Here is an 18,173-nt window from a genome sequence, read left to right on the forward strand (position 1 = left end):
TCCCGTGGTCAGATTATTCATAATCTGGAGCGTGTTGAGTTTTAAAAACAGCACGGGAAAGATTGAAGACATTCATCAAAGGCTTACTCAGTGCGGTGTTTTTTTTCTGAGGAAAATTGTGCGCGTCGTGCCTCTCCCTGTGACGCTGACCGTGGCGAAGGGACTGTGCGCAACGCGACTGTTCGGGCGTGCGTTTCGCTTGCGTAACGCGGTGGCGAATGAAAACGTTCGTTGCCTGACCGGGCAAAAAATCCGCCTGAACGTGGCCTGGCTGACAGTACGGCGACGCCTGCTGGAAGAGGCCGCCACCTGGGCGCAAAACCCGGCGCTGCTTCAGCAAATGCGTACTTGCGCAGCGGAACTCAATGCGGTGGTTACACCGTTGTACGAACAAAACGCACCCTACATACTGGCGCCGCTCCATACGGTGTCTGACGTGCTCGCTGCCATCATTGGTGCCAGCGTCACGCCGGGGAAAGCAAGCGTGGTGGTCTCGTCCAGCGCGGAGCTTTACAGCGCCTCCGCCCGTGCATTCGGCGGCGTAGCACTTGACTACTGTTCAATCCACCAGGAAAACAAAACGCTTGCCAGCAACCTGATGGATCTCATCACCGATGTCGCCGCCGGGCAGCGGAACATGATTATTTTTCCCGATATCACGCCCGACTATACCTCGCAGGCAGAAGGGACGCTGGTGGCGAAACAGCCGTGTCGTTTATTTGGTCGCAGCGCCAGGTTGCACGGTGGTCTGGTGCGTCTTTCCGGGGCGATAGCTGCGCAGGTCGTGTTTTATCACCTGAGCTATGACAACCGCCTGCGTATTCACATTCATCCGCCGGTGAGCAGCCAGCATGTCGCCAGCGCGCTGCCCGACATCATTGAATCTACCCTGCGAGCGTCCCCGCAGGAGTGGCTCCTGTGGCACAGCCATTCTCTCTACTTTATTAATCACTCACGATAACAATGAAAAACACGATCCCGAATCTGATCTTTCAGGAAGAGACCAACGAGTGCGGACTGGCGTGTGTAGCAATGCTGGCACAAACGCAGGGACAGACGATCTCACTGGAAACACTGCGCGACATTTTTCCAGCCTCCGACCACGGTACGTCGCTGGACACGCTGATGGCCATTCTGGCGCGGTTGGGCATTGCGACGGCCCCTGTGCTGTTTGAGCATCACGAACTCAGTGAACTCCCGCTGCCAGCCATTTTGCACTACGGCGCGAGCCACTATGTCCTGCTGGCCTGGCGTAAAGGCAACCACGTCTGCGTGATGAACCCGGCGATTGGCGAGCAGTGGCTGCCTTTTGCCGCGCTTAAGCAGGAGATCAGCGGCTATGCCCTGATAGTGGAGCCAGAGCAGAGGCTGGCTGCAGATCCCGCGCTGGCGCGACCGACAGCGGGACAGAGCATGCCTCGGGTGATGAGCATGAAGGAGACGGCAGATGTGCCGGGCATATATCGGCTGATGCTGTTGACCTTCATGGTGTCGTTAACGCTGTTTCTGATGCCCACGATGGTGAGTAGTGCCATCAATAAAGCTTTCTCCAGCGTTGAGAGCAGCGGCTTCCCGTACGGCTGGTTTATTCTGGCCTTTGTGGTCTCTTCGCTGATGGCGCTGGGGGTTCGGGCGATCGCCGAGCGCTACATTAAACGCTTTGTGCTGATCCACAGCGGTGTCGGCTTTTCTCGCCTGCTTCAAAACCCCCTCCGTTTTTTTGAAAAACGCGCGCCGGGGGAGATCTTCAGCCGCTTCACGGCCTGGCAGATGGGCCTGCTGCAGAAGATCGAACTGGATAATGGTCTGCGTTCCGATTGGGTGATCGGTGCGATCGCGCTGGCGATCATGTTCTGGATCGCGCCCATCCTGGCGGCGATCTCCGCCATCGGCGTGACGGTGATGGGGATCATCAGTGTCTGGGCCGTGATCCGCGATCGCTGGTTTACCCAGCAGCTACAGCTGAAAAGCGCTGCGCTGAATGATTTTTTCATGGAGACCCTTCAGGGCATATTGACCGTCAAAACCGCCGGGCTGGAAGGGCAGCGTCAGGCGCAGTTTGCCGCCTTAAGCCGCGAGCTCTACAGATGCCTACAGCGCCAGAAGGTCTATCAACAGGTGAAAGAAGGGCTCTATCAGCTATGCGGTAGCCTGGAGATGGTGGCGTTTATGCTGGTGGTACTGCCGATGGTCCATGGCAAGCAGATCTCGCTGGGCGATTTTTTTGCCTACAGCTTCCTGCGGCAAATCTTCACGTCCTACGTCACGCGGATCTTCTACGCCATCATCCAGAAAACGCAGCTGCACGTGATCGACACCCGTGCACATGCCCTCTTTGCTCCAGGAGGAGAACGCGCGCCCGCGCCGCTGACCGCGGTACCGACAGCGGATACAACGCCTGCTTTGGCCTTTGAGGCGCTTGGCTACGGGTATGACCCCGCTGTGCCCGTCCTTTCATCCGTCTCATTATCGCTGCCGGCGGGTGAGCAGATCGCGATAGTCGGGGAGTCGGGGGCCGGTAAAAGTACCTTACTTCGGCTGATCGCCGGGCTGTTTTCGCCTCAGGCAGGAGGATGTTATGCCGCCGGTCGCGCGCTGCCTGCCGCGCATCTGGCGCAGTATGTCTGTTTGCAAAGCCAGGAGGACATTCTTTTTAACGCCTCGGTGCGTGAAAACATCACCTTATTCGACGCGCACTACCGCGAGCGTGACCGCGGACGGGTTGAGGCCCTGCTTGATGCTCTCATGCTGGGTGACGTGGTGCGTGCATTGCCGGGTGGTCTGGATGCTCTGATCCGCGAAAGCCACGCGGCGCTCTCTCTCGGCCAGCGTCAGCGCCTGTTGCTGGCCCGCGCGTTGTACAGCTCACGTCCGGTGTTATTGCTCGATGAGCCGACGGCCAATCTTGATGACGAAACCGCGGCAATCGTCATGGCAACGGTTCACGCCCACTGCCGCAGGGCCGGTAAGTCGTTGATTGTTGTCACGCATAGCGAGCAGGTTTTATCGGGCTTTCAGCAGGTTTACCACCTGGTCGACGGCAGGCTCAGCCTGCGGGAAGGGAGCGATGAAGCATAAATCTCTCTGGGTGATGCTGGGCTGCGGTCTGGCGTTTGCCGCCGCGATGGCGGGCGTCTGGGTGTCTATGGCCCCGCCCTCACCACATACGCGTTTACCCGTGGACACTATCGGCACCGGCGACATCGAAAAGGTGGTGCTGGTGACGGGGATCCTGAAGCCGGCGGTACAGGTTAACGTCGGTGCGCAGGTCAACGGACAGCTGCGGAAATTGTATGTTCGCCAGGGAGAGCGCGTGAAGAAAGGGCAACTGCTGGCAGAAATCGACCCGACGTTACAGGAATCGGAACTCAGGAATACAAAGGCGCAGCTTGCCAGCGCCCGAGCGCAAAAGCGCTCTGCGCAGGCAATGTTGCTGCGCTACCGCCAGGAGCTGGACCGACAGCGCCTGATGCAGCGCGACGGCTCGGGGGTGCGCAGTGAGTTTGAGCAGGCCAGGTCGCAATACGCTGTGCAGGTGCAGCAGATAGCGGTGAGCGAGGCACAGATTGCACAGGCTGAAATGGCGGTGAAAACGGCGCAGGCCAACCTCAGCTATACCCGCATTGTCGCGCCGGTCGACGGCGAGGTGCTGGGTATTGTGACCCGTGAAGGTCAGACCATCGTTTCTTCGCAAACGGCGCCGACCATTCTGGTGTTGGCGGATCTCGATACGATGCAGGTGCAAACGCGTATTTCAGAAGCGGACGTCCAAAAAATTCATCCCGGCCAGCCGCTCAGTTTTTATGTCATCGCCAATCCGGATAAACGCTACGCCAGTACCATGGGCTATGTGCAGCCTGCGCCGCAGGACGCGATGGAGGCGTCCGGTGAGAGAGGTATGGGCGGGAACGCGCAGGCGATGGCAGTCTACTACACCGGCACGTTCGAAGTGCCTAACGCTGGGCGTGAGCTCAAAACATCCATGACGGCACAGGTATTTATTCAGATCGCCAGGGCCAGCAATGTCCTGCGTGTTCCGGTTGCGGCACTGGGCCAGGCGCTGGATGCCGATCGTTACACCATCACCACCGTTAAAGATGGAAATACGCAGTCCCGCACGATCCGCATTGGCATTCAAGATCGGCAGTACGCCGAAGTGCTGGAAGGGCTGCAGGCGGGCGAACAGGTGGTGCTGGCGCAAGAGACGGAGCGAGGATAGCGGATGGAGCCGATTATCGTATTACGGCGGGTGTGCAGACGATTCCACGCGGGCACTCAAACGTTAGCGGTGCTGAGTGATATTTCACTGACCTTTCATCGCGGTGAAATGGTGGCGATTGTGGGGGCATCCGGCTCGGGTAAGTCCACGCTGATGAACATCATTGGCTGCCTGGACAAGCCCACGTCCGGAGAAGTCCTGATCAACGGCACGCCCGTGCATAACGCGGATAGCCTCTACCTTGCCGATCTGCGCAGCCGTTACCTGGGATTCATTTTTCAGCGCTATCACCTGATGCCGTATCTGACCGCAGAAGAAAACATTGCCATTCCCGCGCTGTACACCGCAATGTCGGAACAGGAGCGTACCGCCCGTGTGCAGAGGTTAGCTGTTCAGCTCGGGCTGGAAAACCGTCTCCAGCACCGTCCAGCGGAGCTGTCGGGTGGACAACAGCAGCGGGTGAGCATTTGTCGGGCATTGATCAACGGTGCACACATTATCCTGGCAGACGAACCTACCGGCGCGCTCGACAGTACCCGTGGTAAGGCTCTGATGGGCGTGCTGCATCAACTGCATGCGTCAGGGCACACGGTGATTATCGTTACCCATGACCGCGATATCGCCCGACAGGCGCAGCGTATTATTGAGATTAGCGACGGGCGAATCATCAGCGATGTACGGCACGCTGAGGTTCATCCCTCAATGCTGCTGCCGGAGCAGGACAACGGCCGAGCGTCGCTGGCGAGCCGTTTTCGCGAGTCGGTTCGTATGGCCTGGCGTGCACTGCTTGGGCACCGTATGCGTGCGTTTCTTTCCATGCTGGGGATCATCATTGGCATCGCGTCGGTGGTGTCGTCAATGGCGGTAGGGGAAGGCGCGCGGCGGGCGATCGTGGATGAGATAGGCAAGCTGGGAAATACGACGCTTGAGATCCGCCCGGGCACCGGATGGGGCAACGCGCGTCCGGACATGGCGCGCGCGCTGTCGATGGAAGACGTGCGCAGTTTGCAGGCGCTGCCGTGGGTGATGGGCGTCTCGCCGGTCGTCAGCAGCACTGCACTCGCGGTCCGCAAAGGTATGGATTCCTCGATGATGCTGTCAGGGGTATCACAGGACTTTTTCACCCTGCAAGGGCTGCGCGTTGTTCAGGGTAATGGCTTCACGGCGCGCGATGTTGCGGAAGGTGAACCGGTTATGATCCTGGATGAAACCGGGCGAGATACGCTGTTCCCCGGTGGGGAAAATCCGCTCGGTGCACTTGTGCAGATTGCCGGTGCGCCGTGGCGCGTGATCGGCGTGGCCACTCGACCCGGGCCGAAAGTGGTGGGGGGCTTCATGGCGGCGTGGGTTCCGCATACTGCTTTGCAGCAGCGGCTGACGGGGCAAATACCGCTGGAGTCGCTGGTGCTGCGTTTTCAGCCGCCGCTGACATCACAGGAGGCCGCGCAGCGCGTGGAGCGCCACCTGCTGCGGGAACACGGACGAAAAGATTTCTTTATACAAACCGACGATCGGCTGGCGAATGCCATGCAAAAAACGTCGGACTCCATGTCGCTTCTGATTACAGCGATCGCGGCTATCTCGCTGCTGGTGGGCGGCGTGGGTGTGATGAATATCATGCTGGTGTCGGTGACGGAGCGGACGCATGAAATCGGCATTCGATTATCCGTGGGGGCTCGACCCGCAGACATCATGAACCAGTTTCTCATTGAGGCGGTGATGATCTGCGTGCTCGGTGGCCTGGTGGGGGTGTCAGGCGCCTGGCTGGCAGGGCATATTTTTGCCTTCGTGACGGACGCCTTTTCAATGGTATTTACCGTATTCCCGGTGCTGATGGCCTGCGGTTTTTCTGCTGCGATCGGCCTCACGTTTGGTTATTTCCCGGCGCGCAGCGCGGCTCGCCTTTCCCCTACGGAGGCGCTGGCTCGCGAATGACACGATACCTCTTTTTAGCCGTACTGCTACTCCTGGCGGGTTGCCGCGCGATGACCCGCAGCGACTACCAGCGCCCGCTGCTGTCATTGCCCACACAGTGGCCCACGATGGCGGAAAAGGGGACGGAAAACGGCTGGCGTTTTAGCGATCCCCGCCTGTCTCGGGTGATTGAACAGGTACTGGAAAGCAATAACGATCTTGCAGCGGCAGCCCTCACGCTGCAGCAAGCACGCGTTGCGGCAGGACTCACCAGCACCAACATCTCCCCCGACGTCAGAGTGAGTGGAGCCGCCAGTAACAGTAAAAATGTGCGTCGGGGGGCACCTCCACAGGAGAACTACAGCGGCAGTGTTGCCATCGCCTGGGAGCTGGACCTGTGGGGAAAACTGGCGCGCACCCGTGAGCAAAGCGAATGGCAGGCCAGGGCAAGCGAGCAGGATTACCGTGCAACCGTTCTCTCAACGATGGGCCTCACCGCTCAGCTTTACTGGCGTATCGCCTTGTATAACCAGCAGATCCGCCATCAGCGTGACGGTCTGACTGTCTCTGAACAGACCGTGCAACAGGTGTCCTCATGGTTTAACGCCGGAAAGGTGGGGCAACTTGATGTTCTGCAAGCACAGCAGGCGCTGCTGGCGCGGCAAAATCAGCTCAGAACGTTGGTTCAGCAGCGCCAGAACACACGCAGTGCGCTGGCACTGATGCTTAACAGGCCGGCGGAACAACATGCCGATGAATTGCGCGAGCTGGACGTGTATCAGCAGGTGCCTGTGGCACAAAAAACGCCGCTACGGGTGATCGCTCAGCGGCCAGATATTCAGGCTGCTGAGTCGCGCCTGCGAGCCGCGCTTGCGGGTTACGACGCGGCTCGCCTGCAGTTCTACCCCACGCTTTCGCTTGATGCGTCTCTGAATGCCGGGAGCCAGGTTTTTAGCCAGTGGTTCCGCGATCCTATCCGTACGACAGGGGCCGCGCTGGCCTTGCCGTTTATCCAGTGGAACACCCGTCAGCTCACCGTTGCGCAGGCGGATTTAGCGATAAAACAGGCCGCGATCGCGTTTCGTTCTACCGCCTATACCGCACTCGCTGAAGTGGATGAGGCTATGGAAAACCGGCTGAGTGCAGATGAGCAACGCAGCCGACTCCATCAGTCGCTGGCGCTTAGCCAGCGGCGATTATCCCTTACGGAAAGCCGTTATCGCGCAGGTGCGGTGGATTTCCAGACGCTGCTCAACGCGCAGGACGATCTGCTGAACACAGAGAACGCCCTCGCGCAAACCCAGTACGACTACCTTTACGCCACGCTGCAGCTCTGGCTGGCACAAGGGGGCGACACGCAAAACAGGATGATAAAAGATGAAGCTGAAAAATGGAGATAATCGGGTGGTTGTTACCGGCTATGGGGCCGTTACCCCCCTTGGCGTGACGGCTGGTGAGAGCTGGCAGGCGATCATGGACTATCGGCTGGGCTATCGCTACGTCGATTACACGGCGCGGAATATCAAAACCCATTTTCTCGGGCTGGTGGACAACGAACCCAGCCTGATTGGGGTTCCTGCCGCCGTCAGACGCCGTCTGCCGCGTTTTGCCCGGCTCACGTTTGGCGCGGCGCGTCAGGCCATGGCGATGGCTTTTGGCGGCCAGCCACCGCAGGAGTTCTATAGCCCGCTAGACTGCGGCGCGATCATGGGGACCGGCTGGGGAGGGCTGGACGAAAGCTACGATGCGCAGAGCGATTTTTCGGCAACGGGCTTCGCCTCGCCGTTTAACTGTTTTTATTCGATGCCTAGCGTCACCACTGCCGCCTGTAGCCAGTTCTGGGGGCTAAACGGCTTCCAGAACACCGTGGTAGCGGCCTGTGCGACGGGAACCATCGCCATTGGCGAAGCCTACGAGGTGATCCGCACCGGCAGAGCGCAGATGATGCTGGCGGGGGCCGGGGAGTCGCTGACCAGTCCCTGCGCGATCTGGAATATCGACGTATTAGGGGCGTTAAGTAAAGAAACGCAGGATCCGCAGCGCGCCAGCTGTCCTTTCAGTGCCCACCGTAATGGGTTCGTGCTGTCGGAGGGGGCGGCGGTACTGTGTCTGGAGTCGCGCGAGGGGGCGCTTGCGCGCGGCGCGACCATTCTTGGCGAAATTACGGGTTACGCCAATTTCTCTGACGCCTGGGATTTTACCTCGCCCGCTGAAGACTGCCTTGCGCGCGTGCAAACCATCATCTCCGCGCTGCGGCAGGCCGGACTTGAACCCGAGCACCTGGACTATATTAACGCTCATGGTACCTCGACACCGCTCAATGACATCAACGAAACGCAATCGCTAAAAATGGCGCTGGGGGAGGCGGTCTGGACTGTTCCCATTTCCAGCACGAAGTCTTACTCCGGGCACTTAATTTCAGCCGCAGGCGCGTTCGAGAGCATCGTCTGCCTGCAGGCCATTGCCAACGGCATTATCCCCGCGACGACCAATTTTCAGCATGCGGATGAGTGCTGTGATCTGGATTATGTCGTTGAAGGGCATCGTCACGCCACTATCCGCCGTACGCTCAACCTGAGCTTTGGGTTTGGTGGCGCAAACGCGGCGTTGATTCTGGAGAAACATTCATGATGACGCTGCGTTACAGCCAACAGGATGCGCGGCTATGGGCTGCATTTTCAGGGGATTACAACCCCGTGCATTTTGATAAAGCCTGGGTGAAATCGCAGGGTGGAAGCCGGCTCAGCGTGCACGGTATGCGCGCCCTGCTGGATGTCAAACGGTTCATCAGTCCGGTAGTTCGCCGCTCATCCTTTCTGAAGTGTACCGTGCGGTTGCGCAGGCCGCTGTGGCGGGATACCACTTATCTTCTGATGTGCGATCCCAACAAGCCTGTTTCAGCCTCCGTGTACGATCTTACCGCTCAAACGGTCTGCCTTTCATGTGCTATCGCGCCGGTTAACCTTTTTGCTGTGGCAGAAGCAGAAAGTCAGCGAGAACTCGGCGCATCAACCATTGCCGCGCTACATCAGACGTTTTTGCCCCTGCTTCCCCACGCACAGCAGTGGCATTTTCTTGATGCCCTGCTATTTCGCCATCTTCTTCAGGATACCGCGCTGTTACATCAGAAAGACATCGCACCGCTGATACCGTCTGGCCATACGCTGGAGGCGTTGTTTACCCGCTATCCCGTTGTCCAGACCCATCAGGAGGTTGTTTTTGACAGCCATCTGCTCGCGCCCTGGCAGACGGTGCCTTTACCGGAACCGCTTGAGATAGAGACATTACCCGCCACGGTGGTTGGCGATCTTAGATATGGCGCAGTGGTGCGAATTGCTGCGCAAACCCGCTATCAACAACACTACATCAGCAGTGCCGTGACGCTGAAAGTTGGCCCGCTGACAAAAGGAAATGCAAATGAACTCGTATGAAATCATCTACAGCAAAATCAGCGAAATGATTGCTGATGCAAAAGATCTGCCGCTGGAGGCGCTGACACCGGACACGACGCTGTCGCAGCTGGAACTTGACAGCCTCGATTATGTTGAACTGATGGTATTGGCGAAACGCGAGTTTAACGTGACGCTTACGGCCGAAATGTTTATGAAAAAGCCGCATATGACCCTTCGCGATTTGAGTCTGTACATCGACCAGGAAATGGCTGGCTGAGATGACAAAGAGATGGATGTTGATCACCGGCGGCAGCAGAGGAATCGGACAGGCTTTGGTGAGCCACCTTCTGCCCGAGTGGAACATTGTGTTTACCGGCCGCAATGAGGCCGGAATTGGCCGTACGCTGGCGCAGGCGCAAGGTCTGCGCACGGCAACCTGGGTAAAAGGTTACCGCTGCGATGGCCGCGATGAGGCGGATGTCCAACGGCTGGCGACGTCGCTACTTGACGAGTTTGGCGCACCAGCGGCCATTGTACACAACGCCGGAATGACCCGTGACGCACTGCATATTCATCAAACGGCACGCGACTGGCAGGATGTGCTAACGAACAACCTGGTTGCGCTCGTGAACTGGAACCGAACGCTTTTACCCGCCATGATGATGCAGGGGAGCGGAGCTGTGGTATTGATGTCGTCCGTAACGGCAATAAAGGGCAATAGCGGCCAAACGGCCTATGCAGCCAGTAAGGCCGCAATGATTGGCCTGACGCGTTCGCTGGCGCAGGAGGTGGGACGCTTTGGCATTCGGGTTAACTGTCTGGCGCCGGGACTGATTGAAGGTGAAATGGTTGAGGCTATCCCTGAAGCCCGCCTGAAAGCCATGCGGCAGAGCATTCCCTTACGCCGTCTGGGGCAAACGCAGGACGTGGCGCACGCTGTTGCCTTTCTGGCCGGAGAAGGAAGCCGCTATCTCACCGGGCAAACGCTGGTGCTGGACGGAGGGCTGTCAGCCTGAGTTAAGGCAGCCGCGAGAAGGGCGACTTCCCGCGGCTCATGACAGGGTCAGTTGATTAATTCGCTGTACCAGAGCGCGTCGTTCTTTGACCGACTCATGGAATATCTGTAATAAAATCGCACTGTGTTGCTGCACGATACCCGCCAGCGCGGGGGCGATTTCCGCCGTTTCACCTACCCGGGCCTTAAATTCGGACGATAGCGTGACCCCCTGAAGTAACGAGGCCAGCCAAATGCTGGCTTTGATAATCGTCACTTCCGGCGGATAAGCGGATTTTGCATCTACGGATTTCTGAAGCTGACACCATCCTGCTATGTCTCTTATTGCCTCAATAGGATAGAGCTCATCCCAAACTGCTTTTCCCTCATCGGTCTGTGCCGGTGTGGCGCACAGGGCCAGGCTTGGGAGATTATGCAATAGCCCTCCGATTTCAATCTTTAAACACTGCACGGGAGGAATACCCATTTCTCTGGCAAGGTATCCCGATATTCGCCCGACCACCAGAGAGTGCTGAACCCCATGTTGACTGAATCCATCTATAATAAACGCCAGCATACCGGCGATATCGCGAAAGTTGTGTAATGAGAGGGTGTCGTTATGAATGCGGGGGATTTCTTTAATATAATCGTCAAACTCTGTTGATTGAATTCTTAGCCAAAAATGATCCCTGCTTGCGACCCTTTGGAAGGCATGGATATAGTCAGGTTGAAACAGGTCGTTCTCACCGCTGACAATAATTTTTATAATTTCTTCTTGTGCGGTGATGATATCGCTGGCCCGGTAGTGAGAGATTAATACATCCAGACGATCGGCCAGATAAATGATATGGCTTTCTTTCGGGGTTTTAATGCCATTAACACACGCCCCCCGACCATTATTCCAGTGGGTATGATGATATCGCACAATGGCGTTCAGCGGATTCAGTAAAGGGACACTGGCCAGCAATTCCGCTCCCACAGCAGCGTGGTTATTGAGTTCATTATCGTAATAGCTCATAGGCTGGAGGCGAGACTCTTCATTCAGTCCTCCAATATCATGAAGCAGGGCCGCCAGCAGGGTTTTCCGACATTGCGCAGGCGTAAACTGCGACTCTCGTGCCAGGAGCCAGGCAATATACGCCGTTCTGACATGATGCAAGTTAAGCCGAGGATTGATCATGTCTATTATTTTTGAGATGCAAGCCAGTGATTCTATTAAGTTTATATTCATGATATTGAAAATTTAACTTACGCTGTGCTTCGTTTAAGAAAACCACACAAATTATTTTCGTTTGCAACCATACTGCGGAAATGTGTGGTTACCAAAGAGTAATGTATTATTATTGAGTTTATTAAGGTAAATTATTTTGTCGTCTGGCCCTTTGCCAAATAATAAATTTATGGCGACAGTGTCATCAATATTATCTGTGCTGTCGCGCAGGGTGCGGACGCTCGTGACTTGATATAAATTCGCGCTGGGGTTAAATTTTTTGTATTTTATCTTGAGCGTTCGCGAAATCAGTTGGTTTTTATTGTCATGAGAGAGTAACCCATCGATATTCATGAGGATATGATCGTTCGCCATGTTGATAAAAATCAGCCCTTCAGCATGGACACTTTTGCCGTTAATGTTTTGTACGACAGAAAATTGCGATTCGCAGGAGAAAACAGCGGGGCTGGTAAATGAATACATCCCCCCCGCCAGGAAGAGAGCGAGGCAGAGTAACAGGAAAAAGACGCGCTTAGACATTGTTTTTTTCTCTGTAATAAAAACTTTCGCAGTTACCGTTATCACACTCAACGAGTAGCAATTGTATAATGTTACCTAAGGTTCCATTTATCTGCTTCTTGTAAAGGTACAGTTCTTTTGGCTGCGAACAGTCGAATGGTTGTGTTGTAAAATGAAAGCTATTTTTTACATCCCATAGCGACAGTGCGGGGGATGTAAAAATGATGCATTGGTCATCAACTATTTTATGTACGTTATTCCCTGAATCGACGGTGTGAGGCCTTATTACTAAAAGGATTGACACAATACCTAGCGCGATTATTCGGGCTATCCTTTCAAACACCGAAGGAGGAGGGGGGTTGCGCGTGGCTTCTGAGGTTTTTTCTTCCAGGAACGGGGTTCGATACTCGCGGTCGTTATGGATGATGACATCATCTGCAATCTTAAAACCAATGCGGGGAACGGTAGTGATAATCTCTTTTTCCACGCCCAGGTCGTTCAGATTTCTGCGTAACGTTGAGATATATTGATTGAGGTTACTATTTGATGCTCTGGCACCGTACTGATCAAACACGGAATGAAAAATTTCACTTCTGGACAGGATATCGCCGCGGTGATTGAGTAATTCTGCTAATAGACGCGTCGATGTCTGAGATAATTCAACGCAATCCCCGGTAAGCACATTAAGGAGAGATGCATCCTCCGTATCAAAAGTGATAAATCCCTCAATATCGTACCTCATATCCCTCTCCTCCCTAAGCCCTACTTTTCTCTCACATACCGACTGTTTTTGATAAAACAGTATGAAAGCCAGATAAAAACCCTGTTTTTACTTTCATTTGAAGCTAATGTTGCTGGTTGACTCAAGGGATTTCATACTGCTAACTCCTTCAAAACTCAGGAGTCGACAATGAAACTCTCACTGTGTTCATACAACCCGGAGGCTGTACATCCAGGCTACAACGCACCTCACGACAATCTGCAGATGTTAGCGGCGGAAATGGGAATAAGTGGTCTGGCGATGATCAGAGGCCCGGAACAAATGTTGATTCTCAATTTACTTAAAGATCATAGCACGCAGGGACTGTCCACGAGGGAGCTTGCCAATCTGTGCGGTATTTCAATTTATAAAGTTAGACACTTACTTCTTCCGCTGGAAAAATATGGCCAGGTTATACGGGATAAAATGCAAAAGCATCATCAGTGGTTTTTGTCAAAGGATGCGACATAATTATGTTTGCATTCTAACAAGGGGTATTTTTATTTGCAACAATGGCACGGAAGTCAAATAGATATATCTAAGACTTTTGAAAAATACTAATTATAATCTCGCAGGACGTTAAGAAAATTCCCAATAAATGTATTAACGTTCCTGTATTAATACTTATGAATTCATGTTTTTTGATTCAAAATAATATTCTTGTATTGCAGCTAAATGCCCTGCTTTACGTTCGAGTGAATCATGCACCGAGGGGCCATGGAGAGTAGATGAGGAAGCGTGAATAGTTTGACGTTGAAAGTCATCTGAGGGGAATGCCCCCGGTGTTTTGGCGCTGAAAAGCAAAAACCCAGCCATAGGCTGGGTTCTTTAAATAGTGGTGCCCGGACTCGGAATCGAACCAAGGACACGGGGATTTTCAATCCCCTGCTCTACCGACTGAGCTATCCGGGCAACGGAGCGCATTAAACCGCAATCCCGCCCGATCGTCAACACTATTTCTGGAAAAGCTGTTCAACTGCTTAAGTTTGCGGCAATGCGCTGACTTCTGAAGCAAACAGGTCAAATTACGCTTACGTCAACGCGCCGCCCATGCGGCACTGGGCAAAGCGCAGGATGTCCTCTGCCAGGCGGTGAGCGGTATCCACATCGGCCTGGCTACGGTTTACCAGCATACGGCTCAGGCAGCCTTCCAGCACCAGCTCCATTTGCTTTGCCACCATTGCCGGATCATCCACTTCAAGCGTTGTCAGCAGTTCGTGGGTGAAGTCGTGCGCCGCCCGTTTTTGCTGATCCGCCAGCTGATGGATCGGATGGCCTGGATCGGGGTAGTAGGTGCAGGCGGCGATAAACAGACAACCCGGATAGCGGTTGTTACTTACACATTCCGTCAGCGCGGTATAGCGCGCCAGCAGCTTCTGTTCGGCGGTCAGTTCTTCATTCAACATCAGCTGCCTGCGCCAGATATCAACCTGCTGGCTGAGGTAGCGCAGGGCATCATAAAGCAGCGCCTCTTTATCGGGCCAGAAGCGCGTAAGCTCATCCAGAGGGTAATCGATACGGTCGGCTACCATCTCAAGCGTGGTGCTGGCGATCCCTTGAATCTCAAGTAATTGCAGGGCTTGTCCCAGTACGTCTTCGCGTTGCACGGTTCTCTCCTCCGTTATTCCCAACGGTTGTCCCGTTTAAAGTGTTGTTTACGGTTGGCGATCGCGCAAATGCGCGCTGAAAGCCGCCGCGTCCATAAACCCGGTCACACGCTGCCCTGGCTGTTCTTCACCCTGTTGATTGAAGAACAGAATGGTCGGCAGCCCGAGCACGTTAAGTTGCTTCAGCAGGGCTTTATCCTGCGCATTGTTGGCGGTCACGTTTGCCTGAAGCAGAACGGTCCCGTTTAGCGCACCTTGCACCTGCGGATCGCTAAAGGTGTACTTTTCAAACTCTTTGCAGGCAACGCACCAGTCTGCGTAGAGATCGAGCATCACCGGTTTGCCGCGCGCCTGGGCCAGAGCCTGGTTAAGATCATCCACGTTCTTAATCTGGATGAAATTCAGATGCGCCTGGTTCTGAGCCACTGGCGTGCCAAATGCCCAATCCTGAAGTGGACGCACGCTCACCAGCGCAGCGGCGAGCAGGACGATTTGTACCAGACGCATCCACGCGCTTTTTGCCCCCAGACTGACGATAAACGCCCAGGAGAAGAACGCTACGCCGAGCATCGCCCACAGGCGCATCCCCCAGACATCACCGACAATACGCTCCAGCAGGAAGACCGGCAGCGCCAGAATGACAAAGCCAAACGCGGTTTTCACCGTCTCCATCCACGGCCCGCTCTTCGGCAGCAGGCGGTTGCCAAATACCGTGACCAGGATCAGCGGCAGACCCATCCCAAACGCGTAAAGGTACAACGTACCGCCGCCAAGCCACATATTACCGCTCTGGGCGATATAGAGCAGAATCGCGCTAAGCGGAGCAGTGGTGCAGGGCGAACAAATCAGCCCGGCGATAGCTCCCATCGCAAACACGCCACCCGCTGACCCCCCCTGTTGGCGGTTGCTGAGCAGCGTTAAGCGGGTTTGCAGGGAAGACGGCAGTTGCAGGGTGAACAGGCCAAACATCGACAAGGCCAGCAGGATAAACACCACCGACAGGCCGATAAGGACATAAGGGTGCTGAAGAGCTGCCTGGAACTGCAAGCCAGCCGCCGCAACCACGAGGCCGAGTGCCGTATAGGTTAACGCCATTCCCTGCACGTAAATAAAGGCAAGCAGTAGCGCGCGGGCGGTGCTAAGACGCTGTTTTCCGCCCAGCACTATCCCGGAGATCAACGGGTACATTGGCAGTACGCATGGCGTGAAGGCGATGCCGATACCAATCAGCAAGGCCCAGAGCGCGGAGAAAGGGAGGTCTGACGCAGGCTCACCTTCACGCTTGACCTCTGCAGGAAGAGGAGCAACGTTGGCGGCAGACGCTTTAACTTCACTAAGCGGAACGATCCTCGTTTCTGGGGGATAGCAGAAGCCTGCATCGGCACAGCCCTGGTAAGTGACGGTGAGCGTAGCGCCTTTGTCTGCCTGTTGCACCGTTACGGGCACGCTTAAGTGCTGGCGATAAATCTCGCTTTTGCCGTAAAACTCATCCTCATGCCATTCGCCCGCAGGCAGTTGCAGCGCGCCCACGCTTGCCTGAGCGGGTGTGATACTGACCTGCTTACGATACAGGTAATAACCCTCTTTCACCTGCCAGGTGAGGTTGAGGTCATGCTGGTTTTGCTGGAAATCGAAAACAAATGCCTGATCGGCAGGAATAAAGTTCGAACGGCCGGGCGCGTCAAACAACCCGGCAAAGACTGACGTGCTGCACAGCAGCAGGATCAGCGTAAGGAAACGTTGAGCCATGAGAGATAATCGTTATCACCGTGGAGCACTGGCAATACCAGCAGTTCCGGAGTTTGGTAAGGATGATGAGATTTGAGGCAGTCAAGAAGCGCCTGCTGGTTTGCCGGGTTGGTTTTGAGCAACATCTGGACTTCATACTCCTGCTCCAGTTTGCCTTCCCAGTAATAAAGGGAGGTCGCTCCGGGGAGGAGGGTTACACAGGCAGCCAGTTTTTCGGCCAATACTTTGGCGGCGAGATCCTGGGCGGAAGCTTCATCAGGGGCGGTACACAATACGACAACAGCATCAGGCGTGTTCACAAGTCGACCTCCTCATCACGAAAGTGGTCACTATATCACGCAAGGCGATTGGCCATTAATGAAACGGGCCGCAGAGCGGCCCGATTTTAACTATTTTTACAACCCGAAATGGTTTACAGCACGACGCCGCCGATGATAAAGCCGAGGATCACGCACAGCGTAATCGCGACCACACCCGGGATCAGGAACGCATGGTTAAACACATACTTACCGATGCGGGTTGAACCAGTGTCATCCATTTCAACCGCCGCCAGCAGGGTTGGATAAGTGGGCAGAACGAACAGGGCAGAAACGGCAGCAAACGAGGCAATGGCCGTCAGTGGCGTTACGCCCAGCATCAGAGCCGCAGGCATCAGCGCCTTGGTCGTGGCAGCCTGAGAATAAAGCAGGGTCGCGGCAAAGAACAGTACCACCGCCAGCAGCCATGGGTAGTTGTGCAGCAGGTCACCCGCAACGGTCTGGATATCGCTGATGTGCGCTTTTACGAAGGTATCACCGAGCCATGCCACACCCAGCACGCACACGCAGGCGCTCATACCGGATTTAAAGGTGCTGGCATTCAGCACTTCGCTGGTATCGATTTTACAGGTGATGCTGATCAGGGTTGCGATGGTCAGCATGAATACCACAATCGCTTCGTTACGCGGCAGAACCGGGTTCTGGATGAGGCCTACTGTGTCACTGATGGCCGTCGCGTAGAACATCACCGCCACGATACCGATCAGGAACAGCACCACGGAGCGTTTCGCATGCGGCTTCAGTTTGAAGACCTGGCTACCGCGCAAGCTCACTTCGCCCTTGGCCAGACGTTCCTGATAAACCGGATCGTCTTTCAGTTCAGCGCCGAGGAAGTTACACAGCACGGCGGTGATCATGACTGCAATCAACGTTACCGGAATACAGATCGCCAGCAGCGTCAGATAGCTCACACCCATGGGTTCCAGGATACCGGCGAAGAACACCACTGCCGCTGAGATAGGCGAGGCGGTAATCGCAATCTGGGAGGCCACCACCGCAATAGAGAGCGGGCGAGATGGACGGATACCCTGTTCTTTCGCCACTTCGGTAATCACCGGCAGCGTGGAAAAGGCAGTGTGACCGGTACCGGCGAGAATGGTCATGAACCAGGTCACCAGCGGGGCAAGGAAGGTAATGTATTTAGGATGACGGCGCAGCATACGCTCCGCCAGACTCACCAGGTAGTCCATACCGCCAGCCACCTGCATGGCGGCGATAGCGGCAATAACTGCCATGATGATTTCGATAACGTCAAACGGGATTGCGCCGGGTTTAATCTGAAAGATAAGGGTAAGAACGAGCACCCCGAGACCGCCGGCAAAACCGATGCCGATACCCCCGAGTCTTGCTCCCAAATAAATCGCCAACAGGACGATGACGAGTTCTGCTCCAAACATAAGGACCTGCCTTGCTTATTAACAAGTTGATATTGAATTGTTGTATTTTGGTAACGCCTAAAAAGAAAAAAGGCACGTCACAAGTGACGTGCCTT

General features: G+C 55.3%; 17 protein-coding genes and 1 tRNA gene. 10 read left to right on the forward strand and 8 right to left on the reverse strand.

Annotated features, from left to right (window positions below; translation table 11 throughout):
* The first annotated feature begins 4 nt into the window (after positions 1 to 4).
* Genes ACQG19_RS01870 through ACQG19_RS01910 form a run of 9 tightly spaced genes read left to right on the forward strand, consistent with a single transcriptional unit; the run spans position 5 to position 10,541 of the window.
* Positions 5 to 961 carry an ABC transporter gene (locus tag ACQG19_RS01870; RefSeq protein ID WP_095440240.1) on the forward strand — a complete coding sequence of 319 codons (957 nt, stop codon included), beginning with the start codon at positions 5 to 7 and terminating at the stop codon, positions 959 to 961.
* Positions 962 to 963: 2 nt separating this feature from the next.
* Positions 964 to 3,078: a peptidase domain-containing ABC transporter gene (locus ACQG19_RS01875; protein ID WP_246932139.1), complete on the forward strand. Its 2,115-nt coding sequence runs from the start codon at positions 964 to 966 to the stop codon at positions 3,076 to 3,078.
* Complete coding sequence (locus tag ACQG19_RS01880) at positions 3,068 to 4,219, forward strand: efflux RND transporter periplasmic adaptor subunit (RefSeq protein WP_246932137.1); 1,152 nt, start codon at positions 3,068 to 3,070, stop codon at positions 4,217 to 4,219. The genes ACQG19_RS01875 and ACQG19_RS01880 overlap by 11 nt, the downstream gene beginning before the upstream one ends.
* Before the next feature lie 3 nt (positions 4,220 to 4,222).
* Positions 4,223 to 6,154, forward strand: a complete 1,932-nt coding sequence (locus tag ACQG19_RS01885; RefSeq protein WP_246932135.1) for an ABC transporter permease — start codon at positions 4,223 to 4,225, stop codon at positions 6,152 to 6,154.
* Complete coding sequence (locus tag ACQG19_RS01890) at positions 6,151 to 7,533, forward strand: TolC family protein (protein WP_246932133.1); 1,383 nt, start codon at positions 6,151 to 6,153, stop codon at positions 7,531 to 7,533. Before ACQG19_RS01885 ends, ACQG19_RS01890 begins: the two co-directional genes overlap by 4 nt.
* On the forward strand, positions 7,511 to 8,764 hold the full coding sequence (locus ACQG19_RS01895) for a beta-ketoacyl-[acyl-carrier-protein] synthase family protein (protein WP_046887426.1): 1,254 nt from the start codon (positions 7,511 to 7,513) through the stop codon (positions 8,762 to 8,764). Before ACQG19_RS01890 ends, ACQG19_RS01895 begins: the two co-directional genes overlap by 23 nt.
* Positions 8,761 to 9,564: a MaoC/PaaZ C-terminal domain-containing protein gene (locus ACQG19_RS01900; RefSeq protein WP_246932131.1), complete on the forward strand. Its 804-nt coding sequence runs from the start codon at positions 8,761 to 8,763 to the stop codon at positions 9,562 to 9,564. Before ACQG19_RS01895 ends, ACQG19_RS01900 begins: the two co-directional genes overlap by 4 nt.
* Entirely contained in the window at positions 9,551 to 9,802 is a 252-nt protein-coding gene (locus tag ACQG19_RS01905) for an acyl carrier protein (RefSeq protein ID WP_246932129.1), read from the forward strand. The genes ACQG19_RS01900 and ACQG19_RS01905 overlap by 14 nt, the downstream gene beginning before the upstream one ends.
* A gap of 1 nt (position 9,803) precedes the next feature.
* The gene (locus ACQG19_RS01910) at positions 9,804 to 10,541 is read left to right on the forward strand and encodes an SDR family oxidoreductase (RefSeq protein WP_246932128.1); all 738 of its coding nucleotides are present in this window, start codon (positions 9,804 to 9,806) and stop codon (positions 10,539 to 10,541) included.
* Positions 10,542 to 10,577: 36 nt separating this feature from the next.
* Here ACQG19_RS01910 and ACQG19_RS01915 read toward each other — a convergent pair whose 3' ends face one another.
* From ACQG19_RS01915 to ACQG19_RS01925, 3 genes are read right to left on the reverse strand one after another with little or no spacing between them, the layout of a single operon-like run.
* Positions 10,578 to 11,750 (reverse strand): HD domain-containing protein, encoded by a 1,173-nt coding sequence (locus ACQG19_RS01915; RefSeq protein ID WP_048972334.1) that lies wholly within the window; start codon positions 11,748 to 11,750, stop codon positions 10,578 to 10,580.
* Between the two features lie 51 nt (positions 11,751 to 11,801).
* Positions 11,802 to 12,269, reverse strand: a complete 468-nt coding sequence (locus tag ACQG19_RS01920) for a FidL-like protein (protein ID WP_044158991.1) — start codon at positions 12,267 to 12,269, stop codon at positions 11,802 to 11,804.
* Positions 12,262 to 12,990, reverse strand: a complete 729-nt coding sequence (locus tag ACQG19_RS01925; protein WP_023621694.1) for a winged helix-turn-helix domain-containing protein — start codon at positions 12,988 to 12,990, stop codon at positions 12,262 to 12,264. The genes ACQG19_RS01920 and ACQG19_RS01925 overlap by 8 nt, the downstream gene beginning before the upstream one ends.
* A gap of 168 nt (positions 12,991 to 13,158) precedes the next feature.
* Here ACQG19_RS01925 and ACQG19_RS01930 point away from each other — a divergent pair, with 168 nt between their 5' ends.
* Entirely contained in the window at positions 13,159 to 13,479 is a 321-nt protein-coding gene (locus tag ACQG19_RS01930) for a FaeA/PapI family transcriptional regulator (protein ID WP_014830351.1), read from the forward strand.
* Between the two features lie 365 nt (positions 13,480 to 13,844).
* On the opposite strand, the gene ACQG19_RS01935 is transcribed toward ACQG19_RS01930, so the two are convergent.
* The 5 genes from ACQG19_RS01935 to ACQG19_RS01955 all read right to left on the reverse strand — a co-directional run bounded on the left by ACQG19_RS01935 (position 13,845) and on the right by ACQG19_RS01955 (position 18,078).
* Positions 13,845 to 13,920: transfer RNA gene (locus ACQG19_RS01935), tRNA-Phe, on the reverse strand.
* 119 nt (positions 13,921 to 14,039) lie between these two features.
* Positions 14,040 to 14,615, reverse strand: coding sequence for a transcriptional regulator (locus ACQG19_RS01940; RefSeq protein WP_013095254.1), 576 nt, complete (start codon positions 14,613 to 14,615; stop codon positions 14,040 to 14,042).
* 48 nt (positions 14,616 to 14,663) lie between these two features.
* Positions 14,664 to 16,364: a protein-disulfide reductase DsbD gene (locus ACQG19_RS01945; protein WP_246932126.1), complete on the reverse strand. Its 1,701-nt coding sequence runs from the start codon at positions 16,362 to 16,364 to the stop codon at positions 14,664 to 14,666.
* Positions 16,340 to 16,663, reverse strand: a complete 324-nt coding sequence (cutA, locus tag ACQG19_RS01950; RefSeq protein ID WP_013095256.1) for a divalent cation tolerance protein CutA — start codon at positions 16,661 to 16,663, stop codon at positions 16,340 to 16,342. The genes ACQG19_RS01945 and cutA overlap by 25 nt, the downstream gene beginning before the upstream one ends.
* A gap of 113 nt (positions 16,664 to 16,776) precedes the next feature.
* Positions 16,777 to 18,078 carry an anaerobic C4-dicarboxylate transporter gene (locus tag ACQG19_RS01955; protein ID WP_013095257.1) on the reverse strand — a complete coding sequence of 434 codons (1,302 nt, stop codon included), beginning with the start codon at positions 18,076 to 18,078 and terminating at the stop codon, positions 16,777 to 16,779.
* Between the last annotated feature and the right edge of the window lie 95 nt (positions 18,079 to 18,173).

Origin of the sequence: Enterobacter cloacae complex sp. 277I4, assembly GCF_050031465.1 — a bacterium.
Lineage (GTDB): Bacteria > Pseudomonadota > Gammaproteobacteria > Enterobacterales > Enterobacteriaceae > Enterobacter > Enterobacter cloacae.